A 17,314-nucleotide genomic window follows, 5' to 3' on the forward strand; every position below is an offset into this window, starting at 1 on the left:
AGCGTGCCGGCAGCGTGCGCCGCCGGCACCGCGTGGCGGGCGAATCGCCGTCATTTCAGCGAGATTTCGTCGAAGTTGAACGAGCCGTCCGGCATCACGTACGCGCCCTGCAAGCGCTTGCTGCGCGCATAGACGATCTTCTCCTGCACGAGGAAGATCCACGGCGCGTCGGTCCAGATCTGCTTCTGCGCGTCCGCGTAAAGCTCGGTCTTCTTCGCGCGGTCGACAGTCTCGAGCGCCTTCGCGAGATCGCCGTCCACCGTGTCGTTCTTGTAGTACGCGGTATTGACGAGCTTCGGCGGCGCCGATGCGCCGGCGAGCAGCGGCGTGATCGCCCAGTTCGCTTCACCCGTCGACGACGACCAGCCGATGTAGTACATCCGCACCGGCGCCTTCGCCGGATCCGGCGCGCTCTCGACCTTCGCGACGCGCTCGCCGGCCTCCAGCGCCTGCACCTGCACCTTCACGCCGACCTGCGCGAGCTGCTGCTGCACGAACTGGATCGCCTTCTGCGACGTCGAGTTGTTATACGCGGACCACAGCGTCGTCTCGAAGCCGTTCGGATAGCCGGCCTCCTTCAGCAGCGCGCGAGCCTTCGCCGGGTCGTACGGCCACGGCCCCAGCCTGGTCGCATAGTCGACGCCCTGCGGCACCACGCCGGTGGCCGGCGCCGCGAAACCGGAGAACGCCACCTTCGCGAGCGCCTCCTTGTTCACCGCATAGTTCAGCGCCTGGCGCACCTTCGGGTTGTCGAACGGCTTTTGCAGCGTGTTCAGCGACACGAAGCGCTGCACGATCGACGGTCGCTCGATGACGTCGACCGTCGGATTGCCCTTCAGGTCGGCCGCCTGCTCGAACGGGATGCGGAACGCAAAATCGGCTTCGCCCGTCTTCATCAGCGCCGCGCGCGTATTGTTGTCGACCACCGGCTTCCAGTCGATCGCGTCGATCTTCGGATAGCCCTTCTTCCAGTAGCCGGCGAACTTCTTCACCTTCAGGTCGTCGGTCTGCTTCCATTCGACGAACTCGAACGGCCCGGTGCCGACCGGATGCAGCGCGATGTCGCGCCCCCACTTCTTCAGCGCGGCCGGCGAGATCATCACGGCCGACGGATGCGCAAGCGTGTTGATGAACGCCGAGAACGGCTCGCGCAGCGTGACCTTCACCGTGTACGGATCGACGACTTCCGTCTTCTCGATCACGCGGAACATGTTGTAGCGCTTCAGGTGATTCGCCGGATCGGTCACGCGGTCGAAGTTGGCCTTCACGGCCGCCGCGTTGAAGTCGGTGCCGTCGTGGAATTTCACGCCCTGGCGCAACTTGATCGTGTAGGTCTTCGCATCGGGGCTCGCCTCGTAGCTCGTCGCCAGCACGTTGACGAGCTTCATGTCCTTGTCGAAGCCGAACAGCCCCTGGTAGAACGACTTGACGACGGCCTGCGACACCGTGTCGTTCGCGTCGTACGGGTCCATCGTCGTGAACGTCGAATCCACTGCCATCACCGCGGTCTGCTGCGCGAACGCCGGCAGTGAGGCCGTCAGCGCGATCGCGCCGGCGAGCGCGGCGAAGCATGCGCGCGGACGAAACATCGGGAACGGATGCTGCTTGTTCATGTTGCTGGGCTCCTGTTGGATCGGTGACGCCTCGCGGGCGTTTCGGTTTCGATTTCGACTACGTACTGCATGGCGCGCGCTCCTTGCGGAAGCGTCGCGCGAAACGACGGGTCCGGCCGTACTCAATACGCACCGCCGACGCGATGCGTCGCGACGTAGTGACCGGGGCCGACCGCGACGAGCGGCGCGACGGACGGCTCGTCGCCAACCGCGCGGATCGGGCTCGGAATCTCGTCCGCCGCGAGCTGGCGCGGTGCGTGCCGGCGAGCAGGGTCGGCCACCGGCACCGCGCTCATCAGCTTCTTCGTGTACGGATGCTGCGGCGCTTCGAACACCGCGCGGCGCGGGCCGATCTCGACGATCTGGCCGAGATACATCACCGCGACGCGATGGCTGACGCGCTCGACCACGGCCATGTCGTGCGAGATGAACAGATACGCGACGCCGAGCTCGCGCTGCAGCTCGAGCATCAGGTTGACGATCTGCGCCTGCACCGACACGTCGAGCGCGGACACCGATTCGTCGGCGATCACGACCTTCGGATTCAGCGCGAGCGCGCGGGCAATGGCGATCCGCTGGCGCTGGCCGCCCGAGAATTCGTGCGGATAGCGACGCGCGGCCTCCGGCGGCAGGCCGACCTTCTCCAGCAGCCAGTCGACGCGCGCCTGCGCTTCGCAGCCGCTCGCGACGCCGTGCACCAGCAGCGGCTCCATGATCGAGAAGCCGACGGTCAGGCGCGGATTCAGCGATGCGAACGGATCCTGGAAGATGAACTGGATGTTCCGGCGCAGCGATTGCAGATCGGCGCCCTTCAGCTTGCTGATGTCGCGGCCGTCGAACTCGATCGAGCCGCTCTGCGATTCGACGAGGCGCAGCAGCGAGCGGCCGGTCGTCGACTTGCCGCAGCCCGATTCGCCCACGAGCGCGAGCGTCTCGCCCGCGCGCAGATCGAAGCTCACGCGCTCGACCGCATGCACGTACTGCGACACGCGGCCGAACACGCCGCTCTTCACAGGAAACCGCGTGACGAGATCGCGCACGCGCAGGATCGGCGGCGAGGCCGGATCGACGTGCGGCGGCGCAGCGGCGTCGTTCGCCGCGGACGCCGGCGCGACCGCGTTCGTGCCGTCCACCTTCAGCACCGGGAATTTCTCCGGCGCGTCGGTGCCCCGCATCGAGCCAAGCCGCGGCACGGCCGCGAGCAGCGCGCGCGTGTAGCGATGCGCGGGCGCCGCGAAGATCCGGTCGGACTCGCCTTCCTCGACCTTCTCGCCGCGATACATCACGAGCACGCGGTCGGCCACTTCGGCGACCACGCCCATGTCGTGCGTGATGAAGATCACGCCCATGTTCATTTCGTCCTGCAGCCCGCGAATCAGTTGCAGGATCTGCGCCTGGATCGTCACGTCGAGCGCGGTCGTCGGTTCGTCGGCGATCAGCAGCGCGGGCCGGCACGACAGCGCCATCGCGATCATCACGCGCTGGCGCATCCCGCCGGACAACTGGTGCGGATAGCGCGCGAACACGCGGCGCGCCTCCGGAATACGCACGAGGTCGAGCAGCCGCAATGCTTCCGCGCGCGCTCCGCTCGCGCCCTTCGATTGGTGCAGCGCGATCGCCTCGCTGATCTGGTCACCAACCGTAAACACCGGGTTCAGCGACGTCATCGGCTCCTGGAAGATCATCGCGACGTCCGCACCGCGAATGCCGCGCATCGCCGCCGGGCTCGCCTGCGCGAGATCGACGAGCGCGCCGCCGCGGCGGCGCAACGCGATCCGCCCGCTCGTGATCTCGCCGCCGCCATGCTCGACGAGCCGCATCAGCGCGAGCGACGTGACCGACTTGCCCGAGCCCGATTCGCCGACGATCGCGAGCGTCTCGCCGCGATCGACGTGAAACGACACGTTACGCACCGCATCGAACGTCGCGCCTTCGCGGCGGAACATCACCGACAGGTCGTCGACGGCAACGACGCGCTGCTCGGGCAGCACCAGTCCGGACGGGTTTCGGCTCGAAGTCATGCGAAGGTCTCCTCGTGCGATCCGCAATCAGGCCGCATCGTCGCGGTAGATGCCGACCACGGGCGTCTCGCCGACGCGCGCGTAGCCGCGATACATCCCTTCCGTGTTGAACGGCATCGCGACGTTGCCGTGCGCATCGACCGCGATGATTCCGCCGCGCCCGGCCAGGCGCGGCAGCTTGTTCATCACGACGTCGTGCGCGGCGTCGGCGAGCGACGCGCCGCGATACGCGATCTGCGCGGCCACGTCATGCGCGGTCGCGAGCCGGATGAACATTTCGCCGGTGCCCGTCGCGGATACCGCGCACGTCGCGTCGTCCGCGTAGCAGCCCGCGCCGATGATCGGTGAATCGCCGACGCGCCCGGGCTGTTTGTTCGTGATGCCGCCCGTCGACGTCGCCGCCGCGACATGGCCGTGCACGTCGCACGCGACCGCGCCGACCGTGCCGTGCTTGCGGTCCGGATCGAGCGGCTCGGCGGGTTGTGCGGCCCCGCCGAACGTGAAGCTCGCGGCGTCGTGGTCGAGCATCGTGCCGGCCGCCGCGCGCGCCTTCACCCACTGCGCGTGCCGCGCGTCGGTGTCGAAGTAGCCGGGTTCGACGATTTCGAGCCCCTGCGCGACCGCGAACGCGTCGGCGCCCGCGCCGGCGAACAGCACGTGTTCGCTCGCTTCCATCACGCGCCGCGCGGCGAGCACCGGATTGCGCACGCGCGTCGCGCAGCAGATCGCGCCTGCCGCGAGCGTCGCGCCGTCCATCACGGCCGCATCGAGTTCGTGTTTGCCTTCGGCCGTATACACGGCGCCGCGCCCGGCGTTGAACAGCGGACAGTCCTCGAGCATCCGCACCGCGGCGGTAACGGCGTCGAGCGCGCTGCCGCCGTCGGCGAGCACCTTCTGCGCGGCCTGCAGGATCGCGGTCAGCTCGGCACGGTACTGGCGTTCGGTGTCGGTATTCATTGCATCGCGCAGGATCGTGCCTGCACCGCCATGAATCGCGACGATCGCGGGTGAAGTCATGATTTTTTCGGACCGGAGGAAGAAGGGTTGGCGGCCGGCTGCGCCGCTTGAGGCTGAACCAGCCAGGGCAACAGGAATTCGGTCATCTCGGCAGCCGACTTCGCGGAACGGTGCGTGCGCAGCGCGACGGCGTCGATCAGCGCCTCGATCATCGTCAGCACGGCCGCCTCCGACGTCGCCGCAAAACGCCGCTCGGCCTTCACGTACAGCTTCAGCGACGCGATCGGGGCAAGCGGCGAATCGGGCCCGTCGGTGATGCCGAGCACCCGCGCGCCGCGTGCGGCCGCCCGGCGCGCGAGCTCGATCGTGTCGGTCACGTAGCGCGGAAATGCGAGCGCGATCACGAGATCCCGCGAGTCGGCCGTATACAGACGCCGCGCCGCATGCGAAGGGCCGCCCAGCAGCGCAAGCGACTGCACGTTGTCGTGGCACACCGATAGCCCATGCTCCATCAACCCGGCGAGAAACGCGCTCGAACCGGCGCCGAGAATCAGCACGCGCCGCGCGCCGACGATCGACTCGACGGCCGCTTCGACGTCGCCCGCGTCCAGCTGCGCGCGCGTGTTCCCGATGTTCGCGACGGCCTGGTCGAATACCGCGTCGATCCACACGGCACCACGCACGCCCGACTCCTGCTCCTGCGCGGAACGCAGCCGCTCGACCGGGCCGAGCGTCGCCTCGAAGCCGCGCACGAGCGCCGCTCGCATTGCCGGATAGCCGTCGAAGCCGAGCGCTTTCGCGAAGCGGTTCGCGGTCGCGATCGAGGCATTCACGGCTTGCGCGAGCTCGTCGATGCGCATCGTCGCCGCGCGAAACGGGTTCGCGAGCACGAACTCGCCCATGCGACGGTGGATCGGCGTCATCAACGGCATCGCCGACGCAATGCGCTCGGCGATCGCGGGTTCATCCTGATTGGCATCGTGCGGAACGAGAGACGTCATGCGAATGGTTGTTGCAAGGTGAATGAAAATCAATTTACACAATCTGCCGCCCGGAAAAAATAAATTTTCATCAGGGTTGTCACGCCCCTTGAAGCGTCGGCTTCCCGCCAGCGCTCTCGGTGGCCGGCGCGTTCTCGTACACGCTCGCGTCGAAAGCGAACGGCGTGCCGGATGCGGCACGCCATGAGTAGTATTCGCTGAAGGAGTCGTACAGCCTGTCGAAACGCACGACGCTCTACGCACTGCAGGCGTGCACGCATTCGTGCTGGCAGACGCTCGGTGCACAAGGTGCAAGCCGGATCGTCGATGCGGCGCCGATCGTCGGCGATTCGCAGCAGTTCACGCCATCGACCACACATGGTCAGTTCGTCGGCATGGCCGGGATCGCCGTGACGTTCTGAACGCGGGCGGCAACGTGCTGCTCGCTATTCGCCCCTGACGATATGCTTCTCCGTGCATCGTCCGGGGGCGCCGTCTTTTCCTCCTTCCGTTGCAACGACGTTCGCGCACCGCGCGGATCGCGCGCTTTTCGCACTTGCTCCCGATCACTTACAATCCGTCAGGTTGATCCCTGCACGCCCCCGCGTGCATTCCTGACATCGCGGTACGTTCGACGCACGCCGTATCAGGGTCCGGCGCGCGACACGCGTGGCCGGACGGCGTCGCGCCGCGTTGCGCCCACACCTGGATGCCCGTCATGCCGGAATCCCGCCTCCCGTTCCGAACCGCATTCGAACCACCGGTCGTCCTGCCGGCGCTCGCCGTCATCGGCGCGTCGTTCTTCATCGGCCGGCAATCGGACGTCGCCCGCTTCGGCCTGCTCGGCGCGCTCGCCGTCACCATCTTCGCCGTATTTCTGGCGCCGATTGCGGCGAACGGCTTCGGCGACCGCCCAGCGGGCGAACCGCGTACCGGCCCACGAGACAAAGACCGAATGAACAACCGCATCTCCCGCACCCCGTCGCCCCGATGCGCGACGATCGACGGAGCCGCGCAATGAGCGGGTTCCTCCACAATCGGGCCGGCGACCTCGTCGCGCTCGTCATGCTCGCCGTGCTTTACCTCGGCGGCGCCGGCCTCGCGCTCTGGCGGATCCGCGCTGCCGCGTCGCGCGGCAAGCTCTACTGGATCGCCTGCATCGCGCTCTTGGCCGGTGGCGCGATCGCGATGACCGTCAACCTGTCGCCAGTGCCGAACAGCGGCGAAATGTCGTCGGGCTTCGCGCTCGGCGTCGAGGCGGTGCTGCTCGGGCTAGTACTCGTTGCGGCGGGCTGCGCGTGGCTGATGCTGCGTGCAAGGCGTGGCTGACGGCACGCCTTTGCGCGTGCCGCTTCATCGCCCGCCCCCTTCCCCTGCGTCACGCAGACGGCGCACGCGCCGTGACGAGCCAGCACGCCGCATCGAAACGCACGTCCGCGCCGTGCACGTAGCGCTCGAACGCGGCGCGCACCGTATCGACCACGCGCCGCCGTGTCGCGTCATCCACCTGTTGCAGTGCGAGCCCGACCGGCCCCAGTCGGGCGATGTAGTCGTGCAGCGCCGGCTCGGGCAAGGCGCACGCGATATCGAGCGGTTCGATCTCGACGTCGGTCCAGCCGCTGTCCGACAACACCGATGCGATCCGCTGCCGGTCGCCGAACGCGAACTGTCCAGGCCCGCCCGGCTGCCGCGCCGGCAGATTCGGCAGCAAGGGCGCCGCGACACGCTCGGCTGTCGTCATGAACGGATTTTCCGCTGCGCTGCGCCATGCGATGAATCGCAGTTGCGCGTTCGCGTGCGTCGCACGGTGCAGGTTCGCGAATGCGCGCACCGGATCGTCGAAGAACATCACGCCGAAACGCGACACGATCAGGTCGAAACGATCGCGCGCAAATGCATGCGTCTGCGCGTCGGCACACATGAAGGCTGCGCGGATGCCCTCGCGTTCCGCGCGATCCTGCGCAGCGGCGATCATCCGCGCCGAGATGTCGATGCCCGTACAGCGCGCATGTGCGCCGAGCCTCCGGGCGATCGCGCGCGTCACCGCCCCCGTGCCGCAGCCGACGTCGAGCACGCTGCGCGCGGACAATGCCGCCGCGGCATCCGCGAGCAGCGTCTCGAACGGCTCGAACATCCGGTCGAGCGACGTCCGTGCGTCGACCCATGCAAGCCCCGACGGGCCGTTCCATAGCGCGGACTGCGCTTCGTTGGGCTGGTGCGATTCCATCGTCGATTCCCCTTCGTGTACGTCGTTGATCGTGAGCCTGACTATGCGGCTTCAAGCCGGCTTGAGGTCAAGCACGGCCACGACACGCCCGTCGCGCTCCACTTTCATATTTCTTACATTCATGTTGCGTACCGTTGACGGTTTTCCCACGGTGCCCCCATGCGACGACCCCTCTCTCGCGCGCTGTTCGTGCGCTGCGCTCCGCTTGCCGCCCTTGCGGCGCTGTCCGCGTGTTCGAATCACATCGATACGCCCGCCGATCCGGCCAGTGCCGCGGTCAACGTCGAGGCCGCGTGGGTCGAGATCGGCGATGCGAACCAGGCGATCGCGCGCGTGATCACGAACTACAGTCCGGCTTCCGCGAGCGATCCGCTGTGTCCGCAACTGTCCGTCGACGGCAAGCTGTCGCGCATGACGCTGCGCGCCGGCACCGCAACCGTCGCGCAGCGACCGACCGCGAGCGACCCGGCCGACTCCAAACCGTCGAGCTTCCCGGTATCGGTCTGCGAAGCGACGTTGCCGGCCGACGCGCAGACGGCGAGCGTCGCCGGTCGTGCGCTGCCGCTGCCGAAGGCCCAGCCGCAGCGCATCGCGATCATCGCCGACACCGGCTGCCGGATGAAGAAGGCCGACAACGCATGGCAGGCGTGCAACGACGCGACGGTCTGGCCGTTCGACACGATCGCGGCGAGCGTCGCGAAGCTGTCGCCGGATCTGGTGCTGCACGTCGGCGACTATCACTACCGCGAAAACGCGTGCCCGCCCGACATCGCGGGCTGCAAGGACAGCCCGTGGGGCTACGGCTGGGATACGTGGCAGGCCGACCTGTTTCGCCCGGCCGCGCCGCTGTTCGCGAAGGCACCCTGGGTGGTCGTGCGCGGCAACCACGAGGAATGTGCGCGGGCGGGCCAGGGCTGGTATCGCTTCCTCGATCCTCGCCCGTATTCGACGGCCCGTTCGTGCGACGATCCGGCCCGTGACGACGACGCGAACTATTCGGAACCGTATGCGGTGTCGCTCGGCGGCGGCACGCAGGTGATCGTGTTCGATACCGCGAAAGTCGGCCGCAATCCGCTGAAGACGACCGACGCGCAATTCCGCCTCTACCAGAAGCAGTTCCAGACGGTGGCGTCGCTCGCGTCGAAGGCCGGCATGACGACGACGATCTTCACGAACCATCACCCGATCCTCGCGTTCGCGCCGATCGCCGGCAGCACGCCCGCGCCGGGCAATCTCGCACTGCAGTCGGTGATGTCGAGCCTGAACGCGCAGGCGTACTACCCGCCCGGCATCCACGTCGCGCTCCACGGGCACGTACACGACTTCCAGGCAATCAACTTCTCGTCCGGGCATCCGGCGACGATCGTGTCCGGCAACGGCGGCGACAACCTCGACGTCGCGCTGCCCGACCCGTTCCCGGCCGACCTGACGCCCGCGCCGGGCGCCGTGATCGAACGGCTTTCTCACAACAACAGCTTCGGTTTCCTGATCATGGAACGGCGCGCGGCACCGGCGACGGGCTGGGTGTTCCATGCGTATTCGGCGGCCGGCAAGCTGCTCGCATCGTGCAACCAGTCAGGCACGACGCTCGCCTGCGACAAGACGGGGTTCATCGCGCCGTGAGTGATGAGGTTCGAGTGAATCACGGTTTGGCGGATTCGGGCAGTCGTCGTCGGAAATTGGCCGGATCGCGGATGTGGCGGGTTTCGGTGGCGGCTTTTGCGGCGCTTCCGGTATTGCATTCGACGTCCGTTCCAGCCCGTGCCGGCCGGACGGCATGCGTACTCGCCGCGACCATGCTCGCCGGCATCGCCCTCGCGGCTCACGCCGCGCCTTCCGAAACGACGCTGCTGCCCGGCGCGCCGCCGTCGCGCATCGTCGCCACGATCGGCAACGGCACGCCGCAGGTGACAGGCAAGGTCGACGCGGCGGCCGCGCACTTCGCGCCCGATCCGACGCTCGTGGCGCTTGGCCGCCGGATTTTCTTCGATCCGCGGCTGTCCGAGCCGCGCGGCATGTCGTGCGCGGGCTGCCACGATCCGGGCCGTGCGTTCGCGCCGACGCTGTCGGCGGCATCGCTGGCAGGGCCCGGTGTGCCGGAAGGCAGCCGTCACGGCCGCTTCAGCCAGCGCAACGCGCCGTCGCTGCTCTACGTGCGCTACGTGCCGCGCCGCCACTTCTACCAGGACGACGACGCACCGGCGCCGTCACCATTTGGCGGCCTGTTCGGCGACGGCCGCGCGGACACGCTCGCCGAGCAGATCCGCGGACCGCTGTTCGATCCGAACGAGATGAACAACCGGTCGCCGGCCGCGCTACTGCGCAAGGTCGACGCCACCGAACTCGCGCCCGATCTCGCCACGCGCTTCGGTGCGTCGGTGCGGCGCGATCCCGAGCAACTGGTGCGCGCGTTAGGCTCGGCCGTCGAAGCCTATCTGCAGAGCGACGAGATGGCGCCGTTCACGTCGCGCTTCGACGCATTCCTGCGCACGCGCACGCCGCTCGCGCCGGCCGAGATGCGCGGCCTGGCGCTGTTCCGGAATCCGGACAAGGGCAATTGCATGACCTGCCATACGCTGTCGGAGACGTCGAGCCGGCCGGAGCGATCGCTGTTCACCGATTTCGGCTACGACGCGATCGCGGTGCCGCGTAACCGCGCGCTGCCTGCGAACCGCGATCCGCGCCACTTCGACAACGGGCTGTGCGATACCGCCACACGGCTGCGCTGGCCGGAACCGACGCAATGGTGCGGCTACCTGCGCACGCCAGGGCTGCGCAACGTCGCGGTCAAGCAGACGTTCATGCACAACGGCGTGTTCACGACGCTGCGCGACGCGGTCGCGTTCTACAACACGCGCTCGACCGACCCGGGCTACTGGTATCACGGCACCCAAACCTTCGACGACGTGCCGGCCGCCTATCGCGGCAACATCAACGTCAATTCGACGCCGATGAAGCGCCGGCCCGGCACGCCACCCGCGCTGACCGACGCGGAAATCGACGACATCGTCGCGTTCCTCGGCACGCTCACCGACGCGCGCTACGCCAAGCTTGCAGCACCCGCAGCCCCCGCCGTTCCCGCCGCCCGAACCGCCGTGCCGGCGCGCTGACCCTGGCCGAACGGCCAGGTGCAAGCGCACCCGCTTGCGGTCGCCCCGCTTACTGGTTATATTTACAGTACTGTATTTATGAACAGTGGGGTGCGCGATGGAACATCTGGTCCGTATCGTCAACGACACCGATCGCCAAGTGCTGGCGTGGCTGCGTGCACAGGTCGGCGACGCCCGCATCGAACGCGCGGCCCGCCAGCTCGGGCATACGCGCAAGCCGTTTCCGTCGGCGGTGTGCCGGTATCTGGGCATGAGCGCGCCAGCCACGCTGCGTCAGGCGGAGCGGCCGCGTGCCGCACGCGACTTCTCGGTCGGCGATCATTACCTGTCGTTGATCCGCCAGCACCTCGCCACGCATTCGGTCGGGCGATGAAATCGCCGAAATCGTATCGCCGGTGCGGCATCGCGCGGCAAGAGGTTGCCGTAGAGACGGCGTGCCGGATCGGCCGGCTCGCGCATCCGCTGCGTCGGCAGCGCTCGGGCGCGCCGTCGCCAGCCCGGTTGCCGATCAGCCCGGTTACGCGGCCGCTGCTGCCTCGCGTATCAACTGGCCGAGCGTTTCGAGTGCCGCTTCATGCGCGGTGTCGAACACGCGTGTGCAGGCAAGCCGGATATACGCGTCAAAGCGATCGGAATTCGAAAAGATCGAGCCCGGCGCAATTCTTACTCCACGCGCCAGCGCAGCGTCGAACAGCGCTTCGGAATGTACGCCGTCCGGCAGCGCGATCCACAGCAGCATGCCGCCCGGCGGCCGGTTCATCCGTGTGCCGGCCGGAAAATGGCGGGCGATCGCGTCGATCGTCACGTCGCGCTGCACGCGAAGCTGCTCGCGAAACCGGTGCAGGTGGCGATCGAACGCGCCCGAGCCGACGAACTCTGCGGCGACAGCCTGCAGCAGCGCGGCGTTGTGCCGGCTGTGCGCGAACTTGAGCATCTTCACACGCGCGTGCCAACGCCCTGCGCTCATCCAGCCGAGCCGCATCCCGGGCGCCAGCACCTTGTTGAACGACGGGCAGTAGATCACGGTGCCGTCGCGGTCCCATGCCTTCACGGGTTTCACCGCATGCGGCGCTTCGACGAGCTCGCGATACGGCTCGTCCTCGATCACGGCCACGCCGCGGCGCGCGCACAGAGCGACCAGCGCGGCCTTGCGGTCGTCCGGCATCACGCTGCCGAGCGGGTTTTGCAGGTTCGGCACGACGACGACGGCCCGGATATCCGGATACGCGCTCAGCGCCACATCGAGCGCCTCGATCGACAACCCGGTCGTCGGGCTAGCCGGAATCTCGAGCGCGCGCAGGCCGAGGCTTTCGAGCAACTGGATCAGGCCGAAAAAGGCCGGCGATTCGATCGCGATCGTGTCGCCGGGGCGCGCCACCGCACGCAGCGCGAGATTCACGGCATCGACCCCGCCGCTCGTCGACATCACATCGTCCGGCGATACCGTCACGCCGTACGACACCGCGCGTTTGGCCATCGTCTGCCGGAATTCGGGCGAACCGCCGACGGGCCCCGCGTCGGTCAGCAACGTCGGCTTGCGCCGCAGCAGCCGGATCGCGAGCGTCTGCAGGCGCTCGGCCGGATACAGCGTCGCCTGCGCGGATGCGCCGCCGAGGTTCAGCGCATCGGGCGCCGCGTTCGCGCGATCGATCACGCGCGACACGCGTTCGTGCAGGCCCGCGAACGGCGGCTCGACGCTCTGCGGCGGCCCGTCGCTTTCCGGCAGCGTGTCGAGCACGGCCGCCGCACGCCGCCGCACGAAATAGCCCGAGCGCGGCCTGGCTTCGCACCAGCCCGCATCCTCGAGCCGCCGGAACGCCTGGATCGCGGTCGACAAACTCACGCCGTGTTGCGCCATGAACGCGCGCACCGACGGCATCCGGTCGCCGGGCGACAGCGTGCCAGCCGCGATGATGCGGCGGTAATGCTCGGCGAGCCGTTCGTAAAGCGGCTCGCCGGACAGCGGCAAAGGCGTGCGTGACAGGTCGGTGATGGGCGTCATGCGGGCCATCGTGCCCGCGCGCGCGGACGCTCGCCAGATACAGATTCGGGGTAAACCCACCGATACAGCGATGCAAAATCGCCGGCTGCACCGCAACAGATTCCCGTCCCCTGAATCTGTCCCGCTCGCGCGCGTTTCCCTAACCTGACGACACGCTGTCGCCTCGCCGTCGCGAGGGTGCGCAACCGGGAAAAGGACTCGCCATGCGGACGCAGGACATCCGGCTCGACGCCGGACAAAGCCACTTTGCGTGGTTCGACAAGGATAGCCAGATCATCGTGCTGGACGGCGCGCTCGCGGTCACGTTGCGTCACGGCGGGCTCGACTGGCTGCCCGATGCACCGCAATACGTTCGCCGCGTGCTCGAAGAAGGTGAATGCCTGACGATCGAGATGGGCGCTCACGTGGCGTTGACGTCCAGCGGCGCCGGGCCGGCCAGCGCGACCGTCGTGGAACCCGCGCGCGGGCGCGGCGGGTTGGCCGGGTGGCGCGTGGTTTTACGCCGGTTGGTCGGGCAGGTATCGGGCGAGCGGCATGCGCGCGAACCGTCCTGACGCGGCGGCGCGCGCCGGAGCCGGAATCGCCGGAATCGCCGGAATCGCCGCTGTCGCCGCTGTCGCCGCTGTCGCCAGGCAACGATCGCATCGCCCTCGCCTGACGACGACCGCGATGCGGTCCAACGCCTGCGCGCGTTCGACCGACTCGACCACCACCGCCCATTGCAGCACGCGGTGCGCTACCCACCACCCGCTCAACCCGCCTTCCGCCGACGCTCGATCCATTCGAACAGCGCCATCCCGACCAGCATCGCAGCAACAAACGCGATGCCCTTCACCGACCCGAGCCCGATCGACACGATCGCGGGCCCCGGGCAGAACCCCGCAAGCCCCCAGCCGATGCCGAACACGGCGCTGCCGGCAACGAGCCGCACGGTAATCGTCCGCGCGGCCGGCCACTGCATCGGCAGGCCCAGCCACGAGCGCGTCCGACGTTTCGCCCACGCGAACGCGAACACGGCGACGCCGACCGCACCGGCCATCACGAACGCGAGCGACGGATCCCAGCGGCCGGCCAGGTCGAGAAAGCCGAGCACCTTCTGCGGATTGGCCATCCCTGACACGATGAGGCCGGCGCCGAACAGCAGCCCCGCCAGAAACGCGAATCCTGCCTGCATGTCAGCCCCCGAGCACGTGCCGCCGCACGAATACGGTCGCGAAGCCCGCGACCATGAAAACCGCCGTCGCGACGATCGACCGGGACGCACCGCGCGACAGCCCGCAGACTCCGTGGCCACTCGTACACCCGCCCGCGTATCGCGTGCCGATTCCTACCAGCAGGCCGGCCGCCAGCAGTTCGCCCCAACCGGCATCGATCTGCAGCGTCACGCCCGCACCGGCGATGCGCATCGCCAGCGGCGCGGCAATCAAGCCGGCAACGAACGCGGCACGCCAGCCGCGCTCCGCGGCACCTGCCGTCAACAGCCCGCCGACGATGCCGCTGATCCCGGCAATGCGCCCGTTGAACGCGACGAGCCACGCAGCCGCGAGCCCGATCAGCACGCCGCCGGCAAGCGACAGCCACGGCGTGAAATGAAGCGCATCAAGCTGCATCGCGCGCCCCCTTCGCGGCCGGGCCGCAGAACTGCTCGTACAGCACGCCCATCACCGCGATCGCGGCCGCGCTGTCGAGCGAATAGTGAATGTTCTTGCCGTCACGGCGCGTGCGGACCAGCGCGTTGTCCCGCAACACGCCGAGTTGCTGCGACAGCGTCGGCTGACGGATATCCAGCCGCATCTCGAGATCGCTCACGCAGCGCTCGCCCTGCGACAGTTCGCAGAGCAGCAGCAGCCGGTCGGGATTCGACAGCGCCTTGAGCAGCGCGCATGCCGATTCTGCTGCCGCGCGCATCTGTTCGGGCGCGGGCAGCAGCCCGGCCGAAGGATCGATGTTCATGGAGGACGAAGATCAACGATTAATGAATCAATATTATATCAATTCATGTATTGTTACTCCGCGTTGCCGCCTATGCCACGAGTGCCGCCTCAACGCACCCGCGGCACAACGCCACCCCACCCGTCGCTACGCCTGCTCGCCGGCAATCGCATCGGCCGCCGTCCGCCCGGCCCCGGCCCTCTGCACGCCGAGCACGAACACCGCGCCCCCGGCGATCACGCAAGGCACGGCAACACAGGCAAACGCGGTCGGCAACGGCAGCCCCATCGCGAGCATCGCGCCGCCCGCCATCGAGCCGACGACGGAGCCGCTGCGGCCGATTCCGTTTGCCCAGCTCACGCCCGTGGTGCGGCATTCGGTCGGATAGAACGCGGCCGACAGCGCGTTCGCGCCGACCTGCGAGCCCGACACGCAAAAGCCAGCCGCGAACACGGCCAGCGCGGCCCCCGACGGCGATGCGGCCAGCACGCCGATCGCCGCGACGAACACACCGGCGCCCGCATAGCTGCATGCCAGCACGCGGTGCGGATCGAAGCGATCCATCAGCCAGCCGAGCACGATCGCGCCGAGCGTGCCGCCGACCTGGAACATCGCGGTCACGCGGGCGGCCATCTGCAGCGTCGCGCCGGTCGTGCGCAACAGCGTCGGCAGCCAGCTCGACAGCAGGTAGATGACGAGCAGGCTCATGAAGAACGTGAGCCACAGCAGCAGCGTACCGCGCAGCAGGTCGGCACCGAACAGCCGGCCGAACGGCGAGCCGGCCGGCTTGCCGCTCGGCGCGATGCCGAACGCGATCACGCTGACATCCGAATACTGTCCCGCGCTTGCCGACGCCGCACTCGCGATGCCGAAGCACGCGACGCAGGCGAGCAGCAGGCGCTTGCGGCCGAACCGGTCGCCGAACGGCCCGAACGCGAGCGCGCCGGCCATCAGCCCGGCAAGGCCCGCGCCGAATACCGGTGCGAGCTGCGCGGGCGACAGCCCCCATTCCGCTCGAATGACGGGGGCGATGAACCCGATCGATGCCGTGTCGAAACCGTCGATCGCGACGATCAGAAAGCACAGCGCGACGATCGCGGCCTGAAACGGCGCAACGCGATGCCGGTCGATCCACTCGCTGACGTCGATGGACAGCGTATCGGCCATGATGGTGTCTCCTCCATGAAGGCGGTCGCGCGCGATGTCGTTGGAATGCGCGCCGCCGGATTCGGGCTGAAGTGCGCGTCAGTCGACGGACTTCAGGCAATCCTCCGCACGCCAGCCATGCAGCCAGTCGAGCGAGTCGTAGAACTGCGCCTGCGTGCGTCCGACCCACAGCGCGTTACGCACCTGCCGCTCGACGCCCTTCGCGTGATAGATCCGCCCCATCTCGCGCGCCGAATACAGCACGCGCGCGGTGCGCGGAATCCGTGCACGCTCGTACAGCGCGAACGCGGCTTCGAAATCGCCGTCGGTCTGCGCGACCGCCGCGCCGAGCGTCACCGCATCCTCGAGCGCCTGACACGCACCCTGCGCGATGTATTGCGTCATCGGATGCGCGGCATCGCCGAGTACCGTCGCACGCCCCGCGCTCCAGCGTTCGACCGGATCGCGGTCGGCGGTCGCCCAGCGCTTCCACGACGTCGGCCGGTCGAGCATCTGCTTCGGCAGCGGATGAATGCCGTCGAAATACGACAGCACCTCGTCCTTGCTGCCCTCGCGTACGCCCCAGGTTTCCTGCTCGCGGCTGTGGAACGTGACGACGAGGTTGTATTGCCGTCCGCCGCGCAGCGGGTAGTGGACGAGATGGCAATGCGGGCCGGCCCACACGACCGGCGCGTTGATCTGCAGATCCTTCGGCATGTTGTCGACGTCGACGACCGCGCGGTACACGACGTGCCCCGTCACGCGATGCGCATCGCCGATCAGCGCATGACGGATCGCGGATTTCACGCCATCGCAGCCGATCACCGCATCGGCGCGATAGCGCTCGCCGCGCTGATCGGTCACGGTCACGCCATTGGCATCCTGCTCGAACGCGCACACCTGCGTGCTGGTCCGGAACTCGATCAGCGGATGATCCTTGACCGCTTCGTAGATCGACAGGTGAATGTCCGCGCGATGGATCACTGCATACGGGTTGCCGAAGCGGTCGCGATACGCGGCGCCCGTGTCGATGCGCGCGACTTCCCGCGCATCGACGGCATCCATCAGTTGCAGCCAGTCGGTAAACACCGCCCGACCGCGCGCGGCCTCGCCGACACCCAGCGCGTCCAGCGCGTTGAACGCATTCGCGGCGAGCTGGATGCCCGCGCCGATCTCGCCGATTTGCTCGGCCTGCTCGAGCAAATTCACGCGAATGCCCTGGCGCGCGAGCGCCAGCGCCGTCGCGAGGCCGCCGATGCCGCCGCCGATCACGAGCACGCGTCGGCTCGAGTTGTTTGTCTCGCCCATGTCTGTCTCCTTCTTCGT

17 protein-coding genes and 1 pseudogene are annotated in these 17,314 nt (G+C 68.2%); 7 read left to right on the forward strand and 11 right to left on the reverse strand.

The genetic code is table 11. From position 1 onward, the window contains the following. Positions 1-50: 50 nt before the first annotated feature. From gsiB to J7024_RS03655, 4 genes are all read right to left on the reverse strand, one after another. A complete protein-coding gene (gene gsiB / locus J7024_RS03640; RefSeq protein WP_124826185.1) occupies positions 51-1,613 on the reverse strand; it encodes a glutathione ABC transporter substrate-binding protein GsiB in 1,563 nt (520 codons plus the stop codon). A gap of 122 nt (positions 1,614-1,735) precedes the next feature. Beyond that, positions 1,736-3,634 (reverse strand): dipeptide ABC transporter ATP-binding protein, encoded by a 1,899-nt coding sequence (locus J7024_RS03645; RefSeq protein WP_124826186.1) that lies wholly within the window; start codon positions 3,632-3,634, stop codon positions 1,736-1,738. Positions 3,635-3,661: 27 nt separating this feature from the next. Beyond that, on the reverse strand, positions 3,662-4,651 hold the full coding sequence (locus tag J7024_RS03650; RefSeq protein WP_175760367.1) for an isoaspartyl peptidase/L-asparaginase family protein: 990 nt from the start codon (positions 4,649-4,651) through the stop codon (positions 3,662-3,664). Further along, positions 4,648-5,592, reverse strand: coding sequence for a MurR/RpiR family transcriptional regulator (locus J7024_RS03655; RefSeq protein WP_124826188.1), 945 nt, complete (start codon positions 5,590-5,592; stop codon positions 4,648-4,650). The genes J7024_RS03650 and J7024_RS03655 overlap by 4 nt, the downstream gene beginning before the upstream one ends. Positions 5,593-5,693: 101 nt before the next feature. Between J7024_RS03655 and J7024_RS37240 the strand changes: the two are divergent. The 3 genes and pseudogenes from J7024_RS37240 to J7024_RS03665 form a co-directional block, all read left to right on the forward strand. Beyond that, positions 5,694-5,993 (forward strand): annotated as a pseudogene (locus tag J7024_RS37240) (porin); the annotation flags it as partial. A 296-nt stretch (positions 5,994-6,289) separates the two neighbouring features. Next, on the forward strand, positions 6,290-6,592 hold the full coding sequence (locus tag J7024_RS03660; RefSeq protein ID WP_124826189.1) for a hypothetical protein: 303 nt from the start codon (positions 6,290-6,292) through the stop codon (positions 6,590-6,592). Further along, positions 6,589-6,900 carry a hypothetical protein gene (locus J7024_RS03665; protein WP_124826190.1) on the forward strand — a complete coding sequence of 104 codons (312 nt, stop codon included), beginning with the start codon at positions 6,589-6,591 and terminating at the stop codon, positions 6,898-6,900. Before J7024_RS03660 ends, J7024_RS03665 begins: the two co-directional genes overlap by 4 nt. 49 nt (positions 6,901-6,949) lie before the next feature. Here J7024_RS03665 and J7024_RS03670 read toward each other — a convergent pair whose 3' ends face one another. After that, on the reverse strand, positions 6,950-7,798 hold the full coding sequence (locus J7024_RS03670; RefSeq protein WP_234744796.1) for a class I SAM-dependent methyltransferase: 849 nt from the start codon (positions 7,796-7,798) through the stop codon (positions 6,950-6,952). A gap of 159 nt (positions 7,799-7,957) precedes the next feature. On the opposite strand from J7024_RS03670, the gene J7024_RS03675 reads away from it, so the two are divergent. The 3 genes from J7024_RS03675 (at position 7,958) to J7024_RS03685 (ending at position 11,281) form a co-directional block, all read left to right on the forward strand. Further along, positions 7,958-9,421: a metallophosphoesterase family protein gene (locus tag J7024_RS03675; protein WP_234744797.1), complete on the forward strand. Its 1,464-nt coding sequence runs from the start codon at positions 7,958-7,960 to the stop codon at positions 9,419-9,421. A gap of 173 nt (positions 9,422-9,594) precedes the next feature. After that, positions 9,595-10,908: a cytochrome-c peroxidase gene (locus tag J7024_RS03680; protein WP_234744798.1), complete on the forward strand. Its 1,314-nt coding sequence runs from the start codon at positions 9,595-9,597 to the stop codon at positions 10,906-10,908. A 97-nt stretch (positions 10,909-11,005) separates the two neighbouring features. After that, a complete protein-coding gene (locus J7024_RS03685) occupies positions 11,006-11,281 on the forward strand; it encodes a hypothetical protein (protein WP_124826194.1) in 276 nt (91 codons plus the stop codon). Between the two features lie 144 nt (positions 11,282-11,425). On the opposite strand, the gene J7024_RS03690 is transcribed toward J7024_RS03685, so the two are convergent. Beyond that, positions 11,426-12,910 carry an aminotransferase-like domain-containing protein gene (locus J7024_RS03690; RefSeq protein ID WP_175750537.1) on the reverse strand — a complete coding sequence of 495 codons (1,485 nt, stop codon included), beginning with the start codon at positions 12,908-12,910 and terminating at the stop codon, positions 11,426-11,428. Positions 12,911-13,113: 203 nt separating this feature from the next. On the opposite strand from J7024_RS03690, the gene J7024_RS03695 reads away from it, so the two are divergent. Then, on the forward strand, positions 13,114-13,464 hold the full coding sequence (locus tag J7024_RS03695; protein ID WP_124826196.1) for a hypothetical protein: 351 nt from the start codon (positions 13,114-13,116) through the stop codon (positions 13,462-13,464). Between the two features lie 197 nt (positions 13,465-13,661). Here J7024_RS03695 and J7024_RS03700 read toward each other — a convergent pair whose 3' ends face one another. The 5 genes from J7024_RS03700 to J7024_RS03720 form a co-directional block, all read right to left on the reverse strand. After that, positions 13,662-14,084 (reverse strand): DUF6691 family protein, encoded by a 423-nt coding sequence (locus tag J7024_RS03700; RefSeq protein ID WP_124826197.1) that lies wholly within the window; start codon positions 14,082-14,084, stop codon positions 13,662-13,664. 1 nt (position 14,085) lies between these two features. Then, positions 14,086-14,520: a YeeE/YedE family protein gene (locus tag J7024_RS03705; RefSeq protein WP_124826198.1), complete on the reverse strand. Its 435-nt coding sequence runs from the start codon at positions 14,518-14,520 to the stop codon at positions 14,086-14,088. Next, positions 14,510-14,863: an ArsR/SmtB family transcription factor gene (locus tag J7024_RS03710; RefSeq protein WP_175770010.1), complete on the reverse strand. Its 354-nt coding sequence runs from the start codon at positions 14,861-14,863 to the stop codon at positions 14,510-14,512. The genes J7024_RS03705 and J7024_RS03710 overlap by 11 nt, the downstream gene beginning before the upstream one ends. A gap of 126 nt (positions 14,864-14,989) precedes the next feature. Continuing rightward, positions 14,990-16,009: an MFS transporter gene (locus J7024_RS03715; protein WP_234744799.1), complete on the reverse strand. Its 1,020-nt coding sequence runs from the start codon at positions 16,007-16,009 to the stop codon at positions 14,990-14,992. A gap of 78 nt (positions 16,010-16,087) precedes the next feature. Further along, positions 16,088-17,296: a 3-hydroxybenzoate 6-monooxygenase gene (locus J7024_RS03720; RefSeq protein WP_124826201.1), complete on the reverse strand. Its 1,209-nt coding sequence runs from the start codon at positions 17,294-17,296 to the stop codon at positions 16,088-16,090. Positions 17,297-17,314: the final 18 nt, after the last annotated feature.

It is taken from the genome of Burkholderia sp. WTPI3 (assembly GCF_021483755.1).
Classification (GTDB): domain Bacteria; phylum Pseudomonadota; class Gammaproteobacteria; order Burkholderiales; family Burkholderiaceae; genus Burkholderia.

Excerpts from the sequence above, each read along its gene's own strand:
- gsiB (WP_124826185.1), bottom strand. The coding sequence starts at position 1,613 with ATGAACAAGCAGCATCCGTTCCCGATGTTTCGTCCGCGCGCATGCTTC.
- J7024_RS03645 (WP_124826186.1), bottom strand. The coding sequence starts at position 3,634 with ATGACTTCGAGCCGAAACCCGTCCGGACTGGTGCTGCCCGAGCAGCGC.
- J7024_RS03650 (WP_175760367.1), bottom strand. The coding sequence starts at position 4,651 with ATGACTTCACCCGCGATCGTCGCGATTCATGGCGGTGCAGGCACGATC.
- J7024_RS03655 (WP_124826188.1), bottom strand. The coding sequence starts at position 5,592 with ATGACGTCTCTCGTTCCGCACGATGCCAATCAGGATGAACCCGCGATC.
- J7024_RS03660 (WP_124826189.1), top strand. The coding sequence starts at position 6,290 with ATGCCGGAATCCCGCCTCCCGTTCCGAACCGCATTCGAACCACCGGTC.
- J7024_RS03665 (WP_124826190.1), top strand. The coding sequence starts at position 6,589 with ATGAGCGGGTTCCTCCACAATCGGGCCGGCGACCTCGTCGCGCTCGTC.
- J7024_RS03670 (WP_234744796.1), bottom strand. The coding sequence starts at position 7,798 with ATGGAATCGCACCAGCCCAACGAAGCGCAGTCCGCGCTATGGAACGGC.
- J7024_RS03675 (WP_234744797.1), top strand. The coding sequence starts at position 7,958 with ATGCGACGACCCCTCTCTCGCGCGCTGTTCGTGCGCTGCGCTCCGCTT.
- J7024_RS03680 (WP_234744798.1), top strand. The coding sequence starts at position 9,595 with ATGCTCGCCGGCATCGCCCTCGCGGCTCACGCCGCGCCTTCCGAAACG.
- J7024_RS03685 (WP_124826194.1), top strand. The coding sequence starts at position 11,006 with ATGGAACATCTGGTCCGTATCGTCAACGACACCGATCGCCAAGTGCTG.
- J7024_RS03690 (WP_175750537.1), bottom strand. The coding sequence starts at position 12,910 with ATGACGCCCATCACCGACCTGTCACGCACGCCTTTGCCGCTGTCCGGC.
- J7024_RS03695 (WP_124826196.1), top strand. The coding sequence starts at position 13,114 with ATGCGGACGCAGGACATCCGGCTCGACGCCGGACAAAGCCACTTTGCG.
- J7024_RS03700 (WP_124826197.1), bottom strand. The coding sequence starts at position 14,084 with ATGCAGGCAGGATTCGCGTTTCTGGCGGGGCTGCTGTTCGGCGCCGGC.
- J7024_RS03705 (WP_124826198.1), bottom strand. The coding sequence starts at position 14,520 with ATGCAGCTTGATGCGCTTCATTTCACGCCGTGGCTGTCGCTTGCCGGC.
- J7024_RS03710 (WP_175770010.1), bottom strand. The coding sequence starts at position 14,863 with ATGAACATCGATCCTTCGGCCGGGCTGCTGCCCGCGCCCGAACAGATG.
- J7024_RS03715 (WP_234744799.1), bottom strand. The coding sequence starts at position 16,009 with ATGGCCGATACGCTGTCCATCGACGTCAGCGAGTGGATCGACCGGCAT.
- J7024_RS03720 (WP_124826201.1), bottom strand. The coding sequence starts at position 17,296 with ATGGGCGAGACAAACAACTCGAGCCGACGCGTGCTCGTGATCGGCGGC.